Raw genomic sequence first — 19,018 nt, forward strand, 5'->3', positions numbered from 1 at the left:
AGGTTAATGCGGCGTTGTTGATTGTTTTTTATGCATAATGGCAGTATGGCCTACTTATTTCAAATCCGGCAATCATGCTTTCGTCGTAGATTATTTATACAAATTCAATCAAAATAAACCACAACTTACAGTACAGAATCTTCTGCGCAAATGTGTATGATCTGTAGCACAGCCCTTAAAAATAAAATTGACCGCTTGTGGTTATTTCATCTGATTTAGCAGGATACGCTTTATGAAATCGCCTGAATCTCCCTACTTTAGCCCGCCTGCGCTGCCTGCATCGGATCATCCCCTGTCGATGAAAGGCCGCTTCGGACGCTTGAGCTTTATTGCCTGGTCGGCATTTCTGTATTTCATTTTTTTATTTGGCAGTATTGCACTGGGTCTCAGTATTGATATTGTGAATATTTCTACCCATTCTCTAGATCCCAACTGGCTGATTTCACTGCAAGGCTTGGCCAGTATCGGTGTACTGGTCATGGTTCTGGCCTATGTGTATTTCGCTTTAGTGGTGACCGTTCGCCGTTTGCATGATATGAACCGCAGTGGCTGGTGGGCGCTATTATTTTTACTGCCGGTAGTAAACATTTTTGTATGGCTTTATATCGTTTTTGGTTCGGGCGATCGAGGCAGTAATCAATATGGTCCGGCACGGATGACCTTGCTCTGGGAAAAAATTCTGGCCTGGCTGATGATTATCCTGACCCTGCTTAGCTTGTTGGGATCTATCGCTTTATTCAGTTATATGAGCGGTGAAGAACAAACCCCTACCCCCACGGAAATGATGCAAAAAACCACCAAATACTTTTAACAACAGCGCCGTTATTTTTAAAATTATCCAATGGTGACTTCGAGCCCTTATTAATTTTTTGCTGAACATCAGGCAAAATAGGCAAAATTTGAATTGTGGAATTTTTGTGGCAGAGCAAAACAATACCTTAAGCCAGGTAACTGAGGGCACCACGGAGTTGTTACATCAGGCAACTGAAAAAACGACCAAGACCGTGATTGAACATACCGCCAAGTATAATGATGCCTACAGCACCATTGACAAAATCATGGAGGGCTTCTGGGAGCGTGTGCCTTATTTCTGTATCGCACTGATCGTGATTACGATTTTCTGGTTACTCTCCAAAGTCTTCAAGTTTTTCGTACGTAAAACTTTGGAAAACCGTTCTTATACCCGCCAGAATCTGGTATTGGTCCTCAACCGTGTCGGCAGTACCTTTATTATTTTCTTTGGTATTCTGATTGGACTGGTGATTGCGGTTCCTGGCTTTACCCCGGGTCAGCTGATGAGTGCCCTCGGAATTGGTTCGGTCGCGATCGGTTTTGCCTTTAAGGATATTTTCCAGAACCTGCTCTCTGGTGTGCTGATTCTTCTCAGTGAACCGTTCAAGATTGGCGACGATATTATCGTGAATGGCATGGAAGGTACCGTTGAAGATATCCAGATTCGTGCAACCTTTTTACGTTCACCCGATGGCCGCCGTATCGTCATTCCAAACGCGACCGTCTACACCAGTGCGGTCACAGTCAATACCGCCTATACCCGTCGCCGCTGCGAATTCGTGGTGGGGATCGGCTATGAGGATGATATCCAGAAAGCCAAAGACCTGATTACCGCTATTTTAGATAAAGACCCCACCATCCTGAGCCAGCCTGGCTTTAGTGTCAATGTCACCGCGTTGGCTGACTTTTCCATTACCCTAAAAGCTTTCTGGTGGGTCGATACCACTGAAACAGGCACCGGAACTTCAATCAGTGCGGTGCAGGAACGGGTGATTCAGGCTTTTGCCGAGCATAATATTTCGATTCCGTATCCGGTACAGGAAGTCAAAGTCTATCGTGGTGAAGGCAATGATGATGCCTCAGCCCGCGCTAAACAGTCGACCTAAAACATAAGGAATCACGGTTTCTGTGCGGATAATACGGTTGCCCAGACTCACAGCCTGGCAACCGTTTTTGATGAGTAAATCGACTTCATAAGGAATAAATCCACCCTCCGGACCAATAACAATCGTACAGGGATGCTCAATCGCAAACGGCATCGCTTGCTCTGCATAAGGATGTGCCACATAAGCCGGGCAATCTGTACTAATCAAACCCGGCAAGATATCTTCAACAAAGGGTTTAAAACGTTTATACAGCTCGATTTTTGGAGCAACCGTATCCCCTGCCTGTTCTAGCCCCAATTCGATATAATGATTTAACTGCTGTAAAAATGGAGTTTGCCAATAGCTTTTATCGACACGGTAGCTATGTAGTAAAATGATTTTTTCAACGCCCAAGGTGACACTGTCCATGATCAGACGGCGCAGCACTTTCGGACGTGGCAAAGCCACAATTAAAGTCACTGGCAATTTTTCTGGAACAGCTTCTTCTTGCAGTGGTTTCAAGCGCACTGCTTTTTCAGAGATTTCGACAATTTCTGTCAGGTAACGCTGACCTTCCCGAATTCCGACTTTTAACGTATCTCCCACCTGAATCTGTAGATGTTGCTGTAAATGTTCCAGTTGCCGAGTTGAGGTAATGGACCAAAGTTCAGTTTCGGTTTGACGTGGGTCAAGCAGGACGATATTCATAAGGAAGATAAAACCAAAACATTAACATGCAAAATATTCAAATTAGGTATTATCGCCAAATTTGAAATCGTGTGTGGCGACATGGATGTTGCCCGCGGTACTGAGGTACAGGAAGTACCTTCAGTACCGCAAAGGATTTTTGCTACTTTTAATCCCTTAAAAGTAGAAATCTTCTACGAATGACCAGTTGTCTCAGAAAGGTAGATTGAGAATATGACTAGCACACACTTAGAGATACTGATCAATCACCTGAATATGCTTGGCAAGCGATCCCGTATTTAACTGCATAATTTGCTGCGCTGCCGCATTCAAGATTTCCGCCTTAACCTGATCTTGCAAAAGTTCCAGTAATACCTCTGCAGCCTGCTGGGCATCCTGCACCACTGCGACTGCGTCTGCCTGAACGAACTCATCCACGATAGTCTGAAAATTAAAATAGTTTTTGCCTAAAACAGTCGGCACATTCAGCGCAATCGGCTCCAAAATATTATGTCCACCACCTGGTTCATTTAAAGAACCACCCACATAACATGCCTGACTCAAAGCATACCAAAGCCACATTTCACCCATCGAATCGGCCAAATAAACCTGGGTATCTGCTTTAATATGTTGCCCTAGACTTCGACGCTGGATTTTCAATCCCAAAGACTGTGCAGCTTGGAACACCTCATCAAAACGTTCCGGATGGCGCGGTACCACAATACAGACCAAATATGGATCAGCTTCTAAAGCAGCTTTTAAAACACTCAGAATTTCTTTTTCTTCAGGAGCATGAGTACTAGCTAACGTGACGATCTTTCGCCCCCCTAACTGCCACTCCTGTTTCAATTGATCTGCCTGATGAATAAAGCGCTCGGGCGCAGTAATATCAAATTTGATATTGCCCAAAACTTGGGTTTTTTCAGCTGCGATTCCCAACTGGATATAACGTTGCTGGGTGGCTGTATCCTGTGCCAAAAGACCAGTTAAATTCTTGAGCATGCCACGGGTCAAACCTTTGACCTTGGCATAGCCTTTGGCGGATTTTTCGGACAGACGCGCATTCAATAATACACTTGGCACATTAAACTGGGGTGCCTGATCCAGCAGATTAGGCCAAAGCTCAGTTTCCATCAGCAATAAAAGTTTCGGCTGATACTTTTGATAAAATTCACGAATTAAAGTTTTCTGGTCAGCAGGCAAATACACGGCTTGAAACAAATCGAGATAAGGCGCTTTTAAAAAAAGTGATTTAGCGCGTGCCTGACCGGTTTTGGTGGTATTGGTGACCAGCACCGGATGGCCAAGTTTTAAATAATGTTCAATTAACGGTTGGGCAGCATTGGTTTCACCCACCGACACCACATGAAACCAGATGGCATGCAGGTTTTTGGGTGGCTGAAACGGGCCGAAACGTTCTGTCAGTTCTTGTTGTAATTGTTCAGGATCGGTCGCACGTTTACGGATACGCGATTGATATAAGGGTTTAACCAGCGCCAAGGCTGCGTTATACCAAAATGGAGTGGCCACATTGCGCCCCTGTCCAAAGATTCAATGAGCAGAATATAGCAGAGCCACATCAACATGTTAATCAATGTGGCTCATTTTTAGATTATTCTACTGTAGTTAAAGCTTCTGCTTCAGCCAATGTCGGATAATCAATATAGCCTTCCGCGACATTGGTTCCGATCATGTTTTCTAGTTTGAGTTCATTTAAAGGTGCATCTACCAATAAACGCTCATACAAGTCTGGATTGGCAATATACGCCCTACCAAAAGCCACCGCATCAGCCTTGCCTGATGCCAACAGCTCAATCGCATCTTCACGACTTAGTTGCATATTCGCAATATAAGGCACTCCACCTGAACGCTCTTTCATATATTCAGAAATACTGTCTTCAGCCAGATATTCACGGGTAAAGAAGAAGGCAATCTTGCGCTTACCCAGCTGCTCCATGGCATAGCCAAATGTTTCACGTGGATCATTGTCGCCCATGTCATGGTCATCACAACGCGGCGCTAAATGCACCCCTACACGATCTGCGCCCCATACTTCAATCAGTGCATCAGTTGCTTCTAGCAGGAAACGTGTACGATTTTCCACTGAACCGCCGTATTCATCTTCACGCTGATTGGTTTTGCTTTGCAAGAACTGGTCAATCAGATAACCATTGGCAGCATGTAATTCAACACCATCAAAACCGGCTTCTTTAGCACGAATCGCGGCTTGCTTATATTGCTCGATAATGGCATGAATTTCCGAAATTTCCAGCGGACGCGGCAACACATAAGGACGTTTTGGACGTAACAAGCTGACATGACCCGCCTGTTGTACTGCACTTGCAGAGACTGGTGTTTCACCATTTAACAGATCCGGATGCGATACACGACCAACATGCCAAAGCTGGGCAACAATCAGACCGCCCTTCTCATGAACCGCTTGAGTAACCTTTTTCCAGCCTTCGACCTGAGCATCGGTAAACAATCCTGGAGTATTTAAATAGCCATTGGCTTCTTCAGAAATCACTGTGGCTTCAGAAATAATCAGGCCAGCACTTGCACGTTGCGCATAGTACTCAACCATCATTGGGGTTGGAACGCGATCAGCAGTTGCGCGGTTACGGGTAAGCGGCGCCATGATGACACGGTTTTTAAGCTCTAACGCACCGAGCGTTAAAGGAGAATTTAATTCAGCCATCGTTACTCCCACCTGTTAAAGGTGTTGTTGTAGGTGTTCGATAAATTGTTGAATCAAAGTTTCATTGCGGGAGAAATATGACCACTGTCCATGCTTGGTCGCAGTGATCAGGCCAGTCTGCTGTAATACAGACAAATGATTGGACATGGTGGACTGGGAAACCTGGCCCAAACGTTCAATTTGACCTGCACAGACCCCACGTTGAAAGCCACCACACTCTTCCGCAGACAGATATTGCTCCGGAGATTTTAACCACTCCAGAATTTGTCGACGGGTCGGATTGGCTAAGGCTTTAAAAATTAGATCAAGGTCCATAGGCACATCACAATCAGTGGCGCAACGAAACTTTATTCAGCATCTGCGACCATTATATCGTATTTTTTCGATTTATATATCGAAAATTTTAGATATAATAATCACAATCTGCACAAGCTTTGTTACGCCAGCTTTTAAACGATTTCTTACAGGCCCTGTTTCAGGCTTGCTTCGATAAATTTGTCCAGATCACCGTCCAGAACTGCGCCAGTATTGGAATTTTCCACACCTGTACGCAAATCCTTAATACGTGAATCATCCAGGACATAAGAACGGATCTGACTACCCCACCCAATGTCAGACTTGGAATCTTCCAGTGCTTGTGCCGCTTCGTTACGTTTGCTCATCTCGAGCTCATAAAGTTTGGCACGTAACTGCTTCCAGGCGTGGTCACGGTTGGCATGTTGTGAACGCTGGTTCTGACAGGCCACCACAATTCCGGTCGGTGCATGGGTTAAACGCACGGCAGAATCTGTTTTGTTAATATGCTGACCACCCGCCCCTGATGCACGATAAGTATCGGTACGAACATCGGACGGATTGATTTCAATTTCGATATTGTCATCAACTTCCGGTGACACAAACACGGCAGAGAACGAGGTATGACGACGGTTGCCCGAGTCAAAGGGCGACTTACGCACTAAACGGTGTACACCAGATTCGGTACGTAACCAGCCATAGGCGTACTCACCTTCCACACGAATCGTCGCAGATTTAATCCCGGCAACATCCCCATCAGATTCTTCCATCACTTCTGCTTTAAAGCCATGACGTTCAATCCAGCGTAGATACATACGTAGCAACATAGACGCCCAGTCCTGTGCTTCTGTACCGCCTGAACCAGCTTGAATTTCCAGATAGCAAGGATTTGGATCCATCGGATTATTGAACATACGGCGGAATTCAAGCTTGGCCAGTTCTTCTTCAGCCGTGCTCAGTTCAGCCTGTACATCTTCTAGCAAGCTTTCATCATCCGCTTCAACCGCCAGATCAAGCAAAGCCTGTGCATCTTCAAGCTGGGTACTTAAGCGATCCAGCACATTTAATACATTTTCAAGCTCGCCTTTCTCTTTGGCCATCGCTTGGGCACGACTCTGGTCATTCCAGATAGTTGGATCTTCTAATTCACGCAGGACTTCTTCTAAACGCTCTTTTTTCAGATCGTAGTCAAAGATACCCCCGTAGTGTTTGACCACGTTCGTTTAAGTCTTTTAATTGGTTTAGATACGGATTAATTTCCACGTGAATTACTCTCAATCAAAATTAGGCACAAAATTCTTAGCCCGATATTATAGCACAGTCTATTTCCGCTATTTTAACGATCCATTCAGTCTAAGGCTCGAATGTCTTGAGCATTTAGACCTGTATTTCCCTCATCCAATTTTCAACATCTCATAGACTCTTTTGCGTCTTTTTATCCGAAATTTTTATCGGCTTTTTAGCCCCGTTTTATGACCGAAATATAATTTTGCAATTGATTTTATAATTTAGGATTTCTTATTGGTCTGTATAAAAAATCAGCGAATTCAATAGATTCCACAATATCTACACACTTTTAATAAAACACTACATTATAAATTTAATTTTATTATTCAGTCACTTGTTCAGCAAAAATTACACAAGATTACGCTATTCACATTACTGTAACTTTCCTTTGATTGACGATCTTTGGAATTGCTCTAGACTGAAAGTTGTAACAAAAAGTGTAATGTTTTTAACTCACGATTTGAGGGGTAGTAACCATGAAAAAATTAGCGATTGCTTCGGCACTACTTTCAGCAATAGCAATGACTGGTACAGCAGCACATGCTTACCAAGCAGAAATTGGTGCATCAGCAGGAGTGGTTGATCCTGACAACGGTGGAACTAGCGGTTCTTTCGGCGTTGATGGTACATATTACTTCAATCCAGTTCAAACACGTAATGCACCATTAGCAGAAGCAGCATTCCTTGATCGTGCTAGCAACGTGAGTGCGCAATATCAATATAATGAAATTGGTGATTCTGAAGCGCATCGTTATGGCGTAGGTGCAGAGTACTTCGTACCGAATTCTGACTTCTACTTAAGCGGTAACGTCAATGGCCATGATCTGCAAGACAATGATGATCTAGAAAATGATTTAACCACCTATGCAGCTGAAGTCGGTTATCTGCCAGCGCCAGGTCTATTGATTGCGGCGGGTGTGAAAGGTTGGGATAACGACAATGATGATGGCGTAGATCCAACATTGCGTGCTAAATATGTAACGACATTAAGCAACGGTAAAGACATCAACCTGGAAGCAGGTGCAGCATTTGGTGATTTAGATGAATACAATCTGGCAGCAGATTATTTCATCGACAAAACCTTGAGTGTCGGTGCTGATTATCACAATAATGATATTACCGACAAGAGCGAATTTGGTATCAATGCACGTAAGTTCATTAACCAGCAAGTGAGCTTAGAAGGCCGTGTCGGCTTTGGCGAACAGTTTAACAATGACTACAATACCTTTGGTGTAGCAGCGAAGTACCGCTTCTAATCTAAAACCAAAAATTAGTCATGCATAGAAACCCATCCTCGGATGGGTTTTTTTATTGCACTCTTAACAAGCATTTAGGTATTTTTTGCACATTGACGGGGCGAATATAAACTGTACAATTTGTTACAACTGTTCATCAAACAGTCATATTTTTATAACAAAGAGAGAAATCTAAATGCTTAAGAAACTTGCTCTTGCTACAGCGCTTCTTGCTGGCCTGGGAACTGCACATGCTTACCAAGCTGAACTTAATGTCGGGTATGAAAATACAGATATTGATAATGTTGGGGATCTAGATACATTTTTCATCAATGGAAAATATTACTTAAACACTGTTCAAGTTAAGAACTCTCCACTTGCAGAAGCGGCTTTCCTAAATAAAGCAAGCAATATTGGCTTAGGTTATGCAAATGCAAGCGGTGATGGCGATGAGGATATTGATGTATTTGGTGTAAGTGGCGAGTTTTATATTCCAAATACTCAATTTTATGTAAGCGGCACTATTAACCAGGTTGACTTTGCTGGTGAAGACAATACTGGCTATGCTTTTGAAGTTGGTTACTTACCAGTTAATGGCCTACTATTAGCAGCTGGTGCAGCTAATGAAAGCGTTGATCCAGTTCAGGTAGCAAATTATGGTTTTGTCCCTAACCTCTTAAATGCTGTTACTGTAGGTGATGATACTGCACTATCTTTACGTGCAAAATATGTGACTCAGATTGGTAATCATTTTGCCAATTTTGAAGGTTTAACTTATTTCGGTGATGAAACAACTTATCGTTTAGGCGCTGATCTTTATATCGATCCAACTTTAAGTGTGGGTGTATCAATCGCGGATTCTACAGAAGATGATTCAGATACAGTATTTGGTTTACGCGCACAAAAATTCTTTACACCTGCAATTGCAGCTGGCGTGAACTATACAACTACTGACGGTGCTGACTCTTTCGGTATTAACGGTACTTTCCGCTTCTAATCTCTCCGATTAAAAGCAAAAAAAACCGCTCACTCGAGCGGTTTTTTATGGCCTATTGTTCTAAATGGATAATCCGCATTTGCAAGCTGATATTGCCATTAAATACATTTTTATCCAGCTCATAGACCAATCGTGTATCTTTCATCGGGTCAAAGTCATATTTATCCGCTGCATTGAAAGCGATCGCATCCACGACCTGCCCATTCTCCAACGCCACACGTAACTTAAGATGCACATCTTTAAGCCAGCGATAGTCCATGATTTTGAACACACCATCAAAAATCGGTTGGGGGAATTTTTGCCCCCATGGACTTAAATTCTGTAATAAATCGACTGTTTCAATGTGAAAAGCAGAAGCTGGCAGCTCTCCATCCGTCCATAAAGTCGCAGTGAATAAATCCTCATCCATCGCACCAATCAGTACTTCAAAGACCTGCTTAAACTCGGCGAAATTTTCTTTTTTCAGGGTTAAACCGGCTGCTGCTGCATGGCCACCAAAATGACTGACTAAATGAGGATATTGCTCTGCCACCTGTTCAATCGCATCACGAATATGAATACCTTCAATCGAACGCGCCGAACCTTTGATATGAATCCCATCCTGATCCGCGGCAAAAACAATACTCGGACGATGGAACTGCTCTTTTAAACGCCCTGCTACAATCCCGATCACTCCCTGATGCCAATGTGGTTCGAACATGATCAGCGCAGCAGGTAATGCCGTCGCATCTAACTGGATTTTCTCAAGTTCGTTTAAAGCGTCCTGCTTGATTTTGCCTTCCACCTGACGGCGCTCGACATTAAGCTGATTCAGCTGTTCAGCCAGTGGATAGGCCATTGCTAGATCAGGAGCCAGCAGACATTCGATGCCGATGTCCATGGTTTCCATCCGTCCAGCCGCATTAATTCGAGGGCCCAGAACAAAACCGAGATCTTGGGCTTTTAGACCAGCAGGGTCACGTTTGGCAATATCCAGCAGTGCACTGATTCCTGCACGGCACTGCCCTTGCTGAATGCGTTTCAGACCTGCATCAACCAGAATCCGGTTGTTATAGTCCAGACTGGCGACATCGGCATAGGTACCGAGCGCTACCAGATCAAGATAATTGGTAATTACCGTACAGGATTTCCCCAGTTTCTTGCGATGGGTCGACAGATTGGCCAGCACATAAAATGCCACCCCCACCCCGGCCAAGGCCTTGCTCGGGAAATCGCAACCGAGCTGATTCGGATTAACCACCGCTTCGGCTTTTGGTGTCGGCTTGGTCGTTAGATGATGATCGGTAATGATCACCTGCATGCCATGATCTTGTGCCTGTTTGACTCCGTCATGGCTGGAAATGCCATTGTCCACGGTAAGCAGTAAATCAGGCGTGAAATTGACAAAGGCCAGATCTGCAATTGCGGGCGTCAATCCATACCCATATTTAAAACGGTCTGGTACCAGATATTCAACATTGGCGCCCATATCGCGCAGTGCCAGCACCATGAGTGCAGTACTGGTCGCGCCATCGGCATCATAATCGCCGACAATCACGATTTTCTGGCCATGATCAATCGCCTGATCCATCAATTGAATGGCTTCAGGCAAGCCTTTCATGGTCGGTGCCAGCAAATGCTTCAGCTTGAGCTCAAGTTCCTGCTCGGATTCCACCCCACGACGAGCCAGAATCTCGGCCACAAATGCAGGGACGCCCGGTAAATTTTCAGGGCGTGTCAGCAATGGACGTTGTTTGATTTCCAGTTTTTGCATGGTTATGGCATTAAGCGCTCTAAAGTCCAGCCGGCATCGGTTTTGCGATAACTTAAACGGTCATGCAAACGGTTGGGACGACCCTGCCAGAATTCATAATAATCGGGTTCTAGACGATAACCGCCCCAGAATACCGGCTTGTCCAACTGTTGCTGATTCGCGACCTGGGTATGCAAATCCCAAAAACGTTGCTGCAATTCCTCACGACTGGCCACGACGCCACTTTGCGGGGTACTGATATGTGCAGCAATCTGGCTTTCTCGTGGACGTTTATGATAATAATCGGTCGATTCTTCTTCCGATATTTTCTTTACACGACCTGAAATACGAATCTGGCGCTCCTGATCCTGCCAGTACAACAACAGTTCGGCATAAGGATTTTCAGCCAGATCCAGACCTTTTTGACTATCATAGTTGGTATAAAAGTCATAGCCCGCTTCAGTCGCTCCACGTAGCAATACCGTACGCACGTGCGGACGACCTTGTGCATTGGCTGTTGCCAAAGACATGGCATAGGGTTCATGCAATTTTGCTTCCAGTGCATGGTTAAACCATTGCAGGAACTGCATATGTGGATTCGGATTGACTTGCTGTTCCTGTAACTCGCCTTTTTCATAATTCAGGCGTAGTTCACTCAGATCCTTGATCAGATCACTCATCATCTATGTTCCTGTTAAGCGGCATTGGCACGCACAGCATCTGCCAGGCTGTTTGCAAGTGTGGTAACTTCAGCCAGATCATCGCCTTCGACCATCACACGAATGACAGGTTCTGTGCCAGATTTACGAATCAATAAACGGCCACGACCTTTAAGCTGCTGTTCGGCTTTTTCAAATTCAGCTGCCAGTGCAGGCACTGAATAAGGATCAAACATGGCATTTAAACGTACATTGACCAAGACATTGGGCAACAGTTTAAAGTCAGCCACAAGTTCATGCAGAGCTTTTTTCTGCTCAACCATCACGGTTAAAACTTGCAGGGCTGCAATAATGGCGTCGCCTGTGGTGCTCTTGTCTAAAGTCAGAATATGACCAGAAGGCTCACCGCCAATTACCCAGCCATTTTCTTCCAGACCTTGCAATACATAACGGTCGCCGACTTTGGCACGTAATAACGGCACTTGTGCTTTTTCCAGCGCCAGTTCCAGCGCCATATTGCTCATTAAGGTACCGACGATACCTGCCGGTTTTTTCGAGCTTTGAGTCGCAAGAATATAAAGAATATGGTCGCCATCAATCAGATTACCGGCTTTATCTACGAGAACCACACGGTCAGCATCCCCATCAAAGGCAATACCCAAATCCGCTTGATGTTGAATCACGGCTTGTTGCAAGCTTTCCGGATGCGTTGAACCACAGCCCTCATTAATATTTAAACCGCTCGGCTCATTGTGAATCGCAATTACACGTGCGCCCAGTTCACGGAACACTGCAGGTCCCACGTTATAGGCTGCACCATTGGCACAATCCACCACAATGGTGAGTTCATTCAGATCCAGATGATACGGGAACGTCGATTTACAGAATTCAATATAGCGACCGTTGGCATCTTTAACCCGGATACTTTTACCCAGATTCGCCGTATCTTCAATCACAAAATCTTTTTCAAGTTCCTGATTAATTTCGTCTTGTAAAGCATCTGGCAATTTTTTACCTTCCGCAGAGAAGAACTTAATGCCGTTATCAAAATACGGGTTATGCGAAGCGGAAATGACAATACCCAAGCTGGCATGTAAGGCACGGGTCAAGTGAGCAATCGCCGGTGTCGGTAGTGGACCTAAAAGATGAACATAAACGCCAGCGGCATTCAAACCTGCTTGCAAGGCTGCTTCCAGGATATAACCAGACAAACGGGTATCTTTACCCAGAACCACCAATGGTTTGGATTTTTTACTATGACGTTTTAAAACTTTACCAGCCGCAAATCCCAGTTTCAGGGCAAACTCAGGGGTAATCGGCAATTCGCCAAACTTTCCACGAATACCATCCGTACCAAAATAACTCATCTTTATCTCACTTCTTAGCGGATGATTGATATCACCCATTTTTTTCCTTGAGTCACACTTTACACCAAAATAAAAAAGCCGTCATTTGCATGACGGCTTTTTAAAATTTTAAATCACAGGAAATTAACCTACGCGATAGTTTGGTGCTTCTTTGGTAATGGTCACATCATGTACATGCGACTCAGACATACCGGCAGAAGTGATTTTCACAAACTTAGCATTCTGACGCAGGTCTTCAATCGTCGCAGAACCGGTATAACCCATTGAAGAACGTAGGCCGCCCATCATCTGATGTACGATATTACCCATTGGGCCTTTGTACGGTACACGACCTTCAATACCTTCAGGAACCAGCTTCTCGGCACCGGCCTTGGAGTCCTGGAAGTAACGGTCAGCAGAACCTGTCGCACCCGCCATCGCGCCCAATGAACCCATACCGCGATAAGCCTTGTAGTAACGGCCCTGGAAGAATTCAACTTCGCCTGGTGCTTCTTCAGTACCAGCCATCAATGAACCAACCATAATCGTGCTTGCGCCCGCACCAATCGCTTTAGCCATATCGCCAGAGAAACGGATACCGCCATCTGCGATTAAAGGAATCTGATCTTTCAGTGCATTGGCAACAGAATCAATTGCAGAGATCTGTGGCATACCAATACCCGCCACAATACGCGTGGTGCAGATTGAACCAGGACCAATCCCAACTTTAACTGCATCCGCACCTGCATCAAGCAACGCCAGCGCAGCATCACCTGTTGCGATGTTACCGCCAATCACCTGAACTTGTGGATAGTTGGCCTTAACCCAACGTACACGCTCGATTACACCTGCAGAATGGCCATGTGCAGTATCGACTACAATCACGTCCACACCTGCGTCCACCAAGGCTTCTACACGGCTTGGCGTTTCTGCACCGGTACCGACAGCAGCACCAACACGCAGACGACCCAGGTCATCTTTACAGCTGTTTGGATACAATTCAGCTTTACGGAAATCGGTTACCGTAATTAAGCCTTTCAGCTCTTGCTGATCGTTGACCACCAATACTTTTTCAATACGATGCTGTTGCAATAAGGCTTGGATATTTTCTTTCGATTCGCCTTCACGAACAGTCACCAGACGATCCTGACCAGTCATGATATTGCTGACTGGCTGCTCAAGATTGGTTTCAAAGCGTGTATCACGACCTGTCACGATACCCACCACTTTGCCGTCTTTCACAACAGGCACACCACTGATATTATTGGCTTGAGTCAGCGCAATCAATTCACGTACTGTGGTCTCAGGAGTCACTGTAATCGGGTCTTTAACCATACCCGCTTCGAATTTTTTCACACGGCGCACTTCTGCAGCCTGAACCGCGATATCCATGTTCTTGTGCAAAATACCGATACCACCATTTTGCGCCATTGCAATTGCCATACGGGACTCAGTCACCGTATCCATTGCTGCAGACACAAGAGGAATATTCAGGTTAATGCCACGAGTTAAACGTGTCTTTAGGGAGACATCTTTTGGAAGAACAGTAGAATAGGCAGGGAGTAATAGGACATCATCGAAGGTTAACGCGTCTTGAACGATGGTCAACATAACAGTCTCACTGGTAATTTCCGTGCACTATTATAAACAAATATCGGCTTAAATTTCATTGCAATTGCAAAATTATTTTTTTATTCAAGCTTCGTACACGCAGATCTATGTGGGTGCTAAAACAGTATCAATAATACGTCCGATCATGAAGTTCCCTATTTTAAAATATACCCCGATCATTTTAATGAAGTGAAAAGCAGAGCCTAAGCTCTGCTTTGGATGGATTTAGCTGACATATTCAAAACTGTCATCATTGTCGGCTTCATCAGTTTCAATCTGGACAAAGGGCAACATATTGTGTGCAATACGTGCCTTATTGCATTGCTCATCGGCAATCTGCACTTCTTTGCAGGATGAACTGCGCTGCTCATACATACCACAGCTGACCTGCTGGCCGATGGTGCCATCAAGTGCAATACAGCGTGGATTTTTTTGATTGGTTCCAGCCATACATGAATAGACTGCTGTCACAGGTTCGGTATAGTGCTCAGGCATATGAATTCCTTCAGCCCAATAAAACGAAACCCTGAAATAGGCGCAGCACGCCCCGCAGCTTAAACACGCATCCGGTTTTGGAACTTGAGACAACATTTCTTATAAGTTCTCATTATCAAAAAAAAGTTTTTTGGAGAAGAAATATAAAAAATGTTGTTTTTCCACACAAGAAAAAAATTATTTTTTGTGTGAACTATTCAGGACAGGTAAAAACCGTTTCATCCATCAGGTCAGTGCCGCATTCCAGCGTTTCAATCCAGTCCAGAAACTGGGTAATCTGCTCTTTGCCGATAAATGGTGTGCCATGCTGCGGCACAATCATCTCGGTTTCCATGCTGCGTACCATTTTCACCCAGAGACGAATCACCTTGTTATTGCACATATAGCGTTGATGGAAGCTTTTCATTTTTGGGATATGCGCGGCAAAGTTTTCCAGTGGCTTGGCGGCATCTTCAACCATGGACGCACCCATATCACCTGAAAATAAAATTTTGGCAATCGGATCATAAAACTGGAAATTCCCTACCGAATGCAGAAAATGCGCCGGTACCGCCACAATATGAGATTGGCCCAGTGGAATGATTTGACCATGATCCGGAAGCTCCACCAGACGGTCCAGCCAGTTGCCTTTCATCCGGTCGCTCATAAAGGCCGAGTTTAAGTGCGGCAAGAAACGCGCCCACAGCTTGGATGCCACCACTTTGGCATCGGTATATACCAGCCAGCGCGGCATGGAAGTGATAATGTCCGGGTCTTGATGTGAAGCCATGACATAGTCCAGATGGGTCAAGCGGGTGTATTTATTCAGTTCCATGGTCAGCGGCACATAGGTTAAATCACCACCCGGATCGAGTACCGCTGCGCGCTCATGATCAATAATCAAAAACTGGTTTGCCTGAACGCCTTCACCTTTGACCAGACTGGTAAAACTAATGCATTTATGTGTCCCATTATCAAACAGGACTTGCGATGTGGTGCGCTCAAAAACCATGTAAATTCCCCAATTTATAGTTAAAACTGCTGTTTTATACCCATACAACATATAAGGATTTAATAGAATTTACAATCCATAAAACCGACCATATCACGAGCTTTATCAAGCTTTTCAGAGGATTTAAGCATAAAAAATCCTGAGTTTTTAGCTCAGGATTCATGCAATTTGTTATTTTATAATTTAAAAGAAATAATATTGAACCAGGGTCGCGACACCTATGACCAGGAAAATGGCCGCGCCAATTTTATGGATCAGGCTGATCGGTAGTTTGTTCGCCAGTTTATCACCCAAAAATACCGCAGGCGCATTGGCCAGCATCATGCCTAGCGTAGTACCCAACATCACCCAGAAGACGCTGTCGAAACGTGCCGCCAGTGCCACTGTGGCAATCTGGGTTTTGTCACCAATTTCTGCCAGAAAAAACAAAATGAAGGTTGCACCAAATACCCCGAATTTTTGCCATTTATTGATACTGGCATTTTCATCACCCAGTTCATCCGGAATCAGCATCCAGACTGCCATCGCGATAAAGCCAATCGAAACGATCCACAGCAGTACTTCCGGCCCAATCACTGTGGTTACCCATTGTCCCAATACTGCAGAAAGGCCGTGGTTAATCAGCGTCGCCAATAAAATGGCAACTAAAATAGGAACAGGTTTGCGAAAACGTGCGGCAAGCAGCAATGCCAGCAGTTGGGTCTTATCACCCATTTCAGCCAGTGCTACGATTGCAGTCGACAGTAAGAATTCATACATGAGGTCTTTCTCTGGCTAGCATCCAATACCAATGACTCACCGCTCCTGCTAGCCAAAATCTGCAGAGTGGTAAATCAAAGGTCTTGCCAACAAAAGAAAGCTTGGAAAAGCTAACTTGGTTCTTTGCTATGATGACCATGCTCGTTTGAGCAAATATGTTGACCATCACCCTTCTGCTTTGCGCAAAAGGCGGCTACTCCCCAATGAAGTGCGTCAAGTATAGAATCAAATAGATTATTTTTCAATGCAACAGCAAAAAACCCTGCCGAAGCAGGGTTTTTCTCTTTACACCCTCTTTATATTTCTCCCAGAGGAAGAAAATAGAAGGCATATACATGATTTTTTAGATCAATAAAGTACGGATATCTTTAAGCAGCTTGGTCAGCTTGTTGGTGAAACGAGCAGCATCTGCACCATTGATCACACGGTGATCGTAGGACAATGAAAGCGGCAGCATCAAGCGTGGATCAAAGCCTTCACCATTCCAGACCGGTTGCATGGTTGCAGGTGAAATACCCAGAATTGCCACTTGCGGCCAGTTCACCAATGGCGTAAATGCCGTACCACCGATTGAACCCAAGCTAGTGATAGTGAAGTTCGCACCTTGCAGATCTTTCGGCGACAATTTCTTGTCACGCGCTTTTTGACCCAAGGTTCCTAGCTCAGTGGCAATCTGTTTAATTGACTTCTGATCTGGATGACGCAGCACAGGCACGGTCAAACCATCTGGCGTTGCGACCGCGATACCCATATGGATCTCGTTACGTAGCAAGACTGACTTACCATCATCGGCCAAGTGACCAGCAAACTCACGCTCTTCTTTTAACAAGTGCGCAACTGCTTTGATGATGAACGCCATAATGGTCAGGCTCAGGCCTTCTTTCTTGAAATTGCCTTTCAGTTCATTACGCCATGCTTCCAGTTCCGTAATATCTGCTGCATCAAACTGGGTCACTTGCGGAATGAAATTATTCAGCGACAATTGTGGAATAGATACTTGTTGCAAACGCGTCAAGGCTTTCTCTTCCACACCACCAAAAGCGCTAAAGTCTGGCAGTTTTGGCAGACCTGCGACTTGAGCAGCAGCGGCTACAGGAGCCGCCTGTGGCGTAGTAAGACGCGTTTTGACATACGCTTTCAGATCTTCTTTCATGACGCGCGCGTGTGGGCCAGATGCTTTGACGTCTGCCAGCACAACGCCCAGTTCACGTGCCAGTTTACGCACAGCAGGACCAGCATAGACTTTCGAGTTAGCGACATTCTGCTCTTTGGTCAGCTTATCGGCATTATCCGACGCCGCGACTGTTTGAGTAGAAGATGCAGCAGGTGCCGGTGCTGCTTTTGCAGCAGGCGCTTTCGGCGCTTCTGCTTTGGCTGCAACAGGTGCAGCAGCTGCTTGCGCTTCAGCTTCAATTGTCATCAGTGCAATGCCTTGAGAGACATTTTGACCCAGTTCCACATGAATGGCTTTAATCACGCCGGCTGTAGTGCTTGGCACTTCAACAGTCGCTTTATCTGATTCCACCACGATGATGCTCTGGTCTTTTTCAACCGTATCACCGACCTGAACCAGAATTTCAGCCACAGCCGCCTTGTCTACGCCTAGATCAGGCACCTTCACTTCAACATCACCTGCAGGTGCTGCTGGCGTTTGTGGCGCTTCAACTGCTTTCTCTTGGGTTGCCGCTTGAGCAACTGGTGCTTGAGGTGCTTCTGTCTGTACTTGTGCTGCCGAAACAGCCGTTTTCACTTTCAGAATGACCACACCTTCTTTGATCGTGTCGCCTTCTTTAATCTCGATGGACTCTACCGTGCCTGAAACCGTACTTGGCACTTCAACAGTCGCCTTGTCTGATTCCACCACTACGATACTTTGATCTACCTCGATTTCATCACCGACAGAAACCAGAATTTCACCGACAGTGGCTTTTTCTACACCAATATCAGGGATTTGAACATCAACCACTTGTGAGCTTGCTTGAGCCTCAGGAGCAGCAGAAGCTTTAGGCTGATGTGAAGCGATTTCCTGCATGATTTCCTGATCCGGCAATGAGGTCGGGGTATTTTCTGAAGTTTTTTCAGATGCATCTGCTCGCTGTGACTCTACTACATCCGTGCTGCCGTCTTCAGCCTGTAGCTCAATCAGTACCGCGCCTTCAGTGACTTCATCACCCTGGCTGACCAGAATGCTTTTTACCACGCCTGCTGAAGTGCTAGGCACTTCAACAGAGGCTTTATCAGATTCAAGTAAGACAATGCTGTCATCAATCGCAATCGTATCACCGACTTTGACCAGAATTTCGGCCACTGTTGCCTTATCTACACCAATATCAGGAGTCGTAATTTGCAT

General features: G+C 45.2%; 17 protein-coding genes and 1 riboswitch. Of the genes, 4 read left to right on the plus strand and 13 right to left on the minus strand.

Annotation, left to right across the window (positions count from 1 at the left end):
* Positions 1–232: 232 nt before the first annotated feature.
* Both PYW33_RS14450 and PYW33_RS14455 read left to right on the plus strand, forming a co-directional pair.
* Entirely contained in the window at positions 233–811 is a 579-nt protein-coding gene (locus tag PYW33_RS14450; protein ID WP_004647259.1) for a DUF805 domain-containing protein, read from the plus strand.
* 106 nt (positions 812–917) lie between these two features.
* Positions 918–1,898: a mechanosensitive ion channel family protein gene (locus PYW33_RS14455; RefSeq protein WP_004647258.1), complete on the plus strand. Its 981-nt coding sequence runs from the start codon at positions 918–920 to the stop codon at positions 1,896–1,898.
* Here the strand turns inward: PYW33_RS14455 and PYW33_RS14460 are convergent.
* From PYW33_RS14460 to prfB, 5 genes are all read right to left on the minus strand, one after another.
* Positions 1,872–2,585 carry a 16S rRNA (uracil(1498)-N(3))-methyltransferase gene (locus tag PYW33_RS14460; protein WP_004647257.1) on the minus strand — a complete coding sequence of 238 codons (714 nt, stop codon included), beginning with the start codon at positions 2,583–2,585 and terminating at the stop codon, positions 1,872–1,874. The two genes, PYW33_RS14455 and PYW33_RS14460, sit on opposite strands and share 27 nt — an antisense overlap.
* 228 nt (positions 2,586–2,813) lie before the next feature.
* Positions 2,814–4,094, minus strand: coding sequence for a 3-deoxy-D-manno-octulosonic acid transferase (locus PYW33_RS14465; protein WP_004647256.1), 1,281 nt, complete (start codon positions 4,092–4,094; stop codon positions 2,814–2,816).
* 82 nt (positions 4,095–4,176) lie between these two features.
* Positions 4,177–5,262 (minus strand): alkene reductase, encoded by a 1,086-nt coding sequence (locus PYW33_RS14470; RefSeq protein ID WP_004647255.1) that lies wholly within the window; start codon positions 5,260–5,262, stop codon positions 4,177–4,179.
* A 15-nt stretch (positions 5,263–5,277) separates the two neighbouring features.
* A complete protein-coding gene (locus PYW33_RS14475; RefSeq protein WP_004281346.1) occupies positions 5,278–5,577 on the minus strand; it encodes an ArsR/SmtB family transcription factor in 300 nt (99 codons plus the stop codon).
* Positions 5,578–5,723: 146 nt separating this feature from the next.
* A protein-coding gene (gene prfB / locus PYW33_RS14480) for a peptide chain release factor 2 (protein ID WP_101627160.1) occupies positions 5,724–6,819 on the minus strand; the annotation gives its coding sequence in 2 pieces (ribosomal slippage) (positions 5,724–6,746 and positions 6,748–6,819; 1,095 coding nt in all).
* Between the two features lie 500 nt (positions 6,820–7,319).
* Between prfB and PYW33_RS14485 the strand changes: the two genes are divergently transcribed.
* Both PYW33_RS14485 and PYW33_RS14490 read left to right on the plus strand, forming a co-directional pair.
* Positions 7,320–8,099 carry a putative porin gene (locus tag PYW33_RS14485; RefSeq protein WP_004647252.1) on the plus strand — a complete coding sequence of 260 codons (780 nt, stop codon included), beginning with the start codon at positions 7,320–7,322 and terminating at the stop codon, positions 8,097–8,099.
* Between the two features lie 175 nt (positions 8,100–8,274).
* Positions 8,275–9,075, plus strand: a complete 801-nt coding sequence (locus PYW33_RS14490) for a putative porin (RefSeq protein ID WP_004647251.1) — start codon at positions 8,275–8,277, stop codon at positions 9,073–9,075.
* 52 nt (positions 9,076–9,127) lie between these two features.
* Here PYW33_RS14490 and recJ read toward each other — a convergent pair whose 3' ends face one another.
* The 8 genes from recJ to PYW33_RS14530 all read right to left on the minus strand — a co-directional run bounded on the left by recJ (position 9,128) and on the right by PYW33_RS14530 (position 19,018).
* Positions 9,128–10,828 carry a single-stranded-DNA-specific exonuclease RecJ gene (recJ, locus tag PYW33_RS14495; protein ID WP_004647250.1) on the minus strand — a complete coding sequence of 567 codons (1,701 nt, stop codon included), beginning with the start codon at positions 10,826–10,828 and terminating at the stop codon, positions 9,128–9,130.
* Between the two features lie 2 nt (positions 10,829–10,830).
* Positions 10,831–11,487, minus strand: coding sequence for a pyridoxamine 5'-phosphate oxidase (gene pdxH, locus PYW33_RS14500; RefSeq protein WP_004647249.1), 657 nt, complete (start codon positions 11,485–11,487; stop codon positions 10,831–10,833).
* Between the two features lie 14 nt (positions 11,488–11,501).
* On the minus strand, positions 11,502–12,833 hold the full coding sequence (glmM, locus tag PYW33_RS14505) for a phosphoglucosamine mutase (protein ID WP_004281334.1): 1,332 nt from the start codon (positions 12,831–12,833) through the stop codon (positions 11,502–11,504).
* Positions 12,834–12,956: 123 nt separating this feature from the next.
* Positions 12,957–14,423 (minus strand): IMP dehydrogenase, encoded by a 1,467-nt coding sequence (gene guaB / locus PYW33_RS14510; protein ID WP_004281332.1) that lies wholly within the window; start codon positions 14,421–14,423, stop codon positions 12,957–12,959.
* Positions 14,424–14,648: 225 nt separating this feature from the next.
* Complete coding sequence (locus PYW33_RS14515) at positions 14,649–15,014, minus strand: YkgJ family cysteine cluster protein (RefSeq protein WP_080591854.1); 366 nt, start codon at positions 15,012–15,014, stop codon at positions 14,649–14,651.
* Positions 15,015–15,111: 97 nt separating this feature from the next.
* Positions 15,112–15,909 (minus strand): oxygen-binding di-iron domain-containing protein, encoded by a 798-nt coding sequence (locus PYW33_RS14520; protein ID WP_004647246.1) that lies wholly within the window; start codon positions 15,907–15,909, stop codon positions 15,112–15,114.
* A gap of 183 nt (positions 15,910–16,092) precedes the next feature.
* Positions 16,093–16,668, minus strand: a complete 576-nt coding sequence (locus PYW33_RS14525) for a TMEM165/GDT1 family protein (protein WP_004281327.1) — start codon at positions 16,666–16,668, stop codon at positions 16,093–16,095.
* Positions 16,669–16,740: 72 nt separating this feature from the next.
* Positions 16,741–16,882, minus strand: a riboswitch (yybP-ykoY riboswitch).
* Between the two features lie 129 nt (positions 16,883–17,011).
* The gene (locus PYW33_RS14530; RefSeq protein ID WP_004647244.1) at positions 17,012–19,018 is read right to left on the minus strand and encodes a 2-oxo acid dehydrogenase subunit E2; all 2,007 of its coding nucleotides are present in this window, start codon (positions 19,016–19,018) and stop codon (positions 17,012–17,014) included.

It is taken from the genome of Acinetobacter lwoffii (genome assembly GCF_029024105.1).
GTDB classification, from domain to species: Bacteria; Pseudomonadota; Gammaproteobacteria; order Pseudomonadales; family Moraxellaceae; genus Acinetobacter; species Acinetobacter lwoffii.

Coding starts and splice junctions, on each gene's coding strand:
- PYW33_RS14450 (WP_004647259.1), top strand. CDS start 233: ATGAAATCGCCTGAATCTCCCTACTTTAGCCCGCCTGCGCTGCCTGCA.
- PYW33_RS14460 (WP_004647257.1), bottom strand. CDS start 2,585: ATGAATATCGTCCTGCTTGACCCACGTCAAACCGAAACTGAACTTTGG.
- PYW33_RS14470 (WP_004647255.1), bottom strand. CDS start 5,262: ATGGCTGAATTAAATTCTCCTTTAACGCTCGGTGCGTTAGAGCTTAAA.
- PYW33_RS14475 (WP_004281346.1), bottom strand. CDS start 5,577: ATGGACCTTGATCTAATTTTTAAAGCCTTAGCCAATCCGACCCGTCGA.
- PYW33_RS14485 (WP_004647252.1), top strand. CDS start 7,320: ATGAAAAAATTAGCGATTGCTTCGGCACTACTTTCAGCAATAGCAATG.
- PYW33_RS14490 (WP_004647251.1), top strand. CDS start 8,275: ATGCTTAAGAAACTTGCTCTTGCTACAGCGCTTCTTGCTGGCCTGGGA.
- recJ (WP_004647250.1), bottom strand. CDS start 10,828: ATGCAAAAACTGGAAATCAAACAACGTCCATTGCTGACACGCCCTGAA.
- pdxH (WP_004647249.1), bottom strand. CDS start 11,487: ATGAGTGATCTGATCAAGGATCTGAGTGAACTACGCCTGAATTATGAA.
- glmM (WP_004281334.1), bottom strand. CDS start 12,833: ATGAGTTATTTTGGTACGGATGGTATTCGTGGAAAGTTTGGCGAATTG.
- guaB (WP_004281332.1), bottom strand. CDS start 14,423: ATGTTGACCATCGTTCAAGACGCGTTAACCTTCGATGATGTCCTATTA.
- PYW33_RS14515 (WP_080591854.1), bottom strand. CDS start 15,014: ATGTTGTCTCAAGTTCCAAAACCGGATGCGTGTTTAAGCTGCGGGGCG.
- PYW33_RS14520 (WP_004647246.1), bottom strand. CDS start 15,909: ATGGTTTTTGAGCGCACCACATCGCAAGTCCTGTTTGATAATGGGACA.
- PYW33_RS14525 (WP_004281327.1), bottom strand. CDS start 16,668: ATGTATGAATTCTTACTGTCGACTGCAATCGTAGCACTGGCTGAAATG.
- PYW33_RS14530 (WP_004647244.1), bottom strand. CDS start 19,018: ATGCAAATTACGACTCCTGATATTGGTGTAGATAAGGCAACAGTGGCC.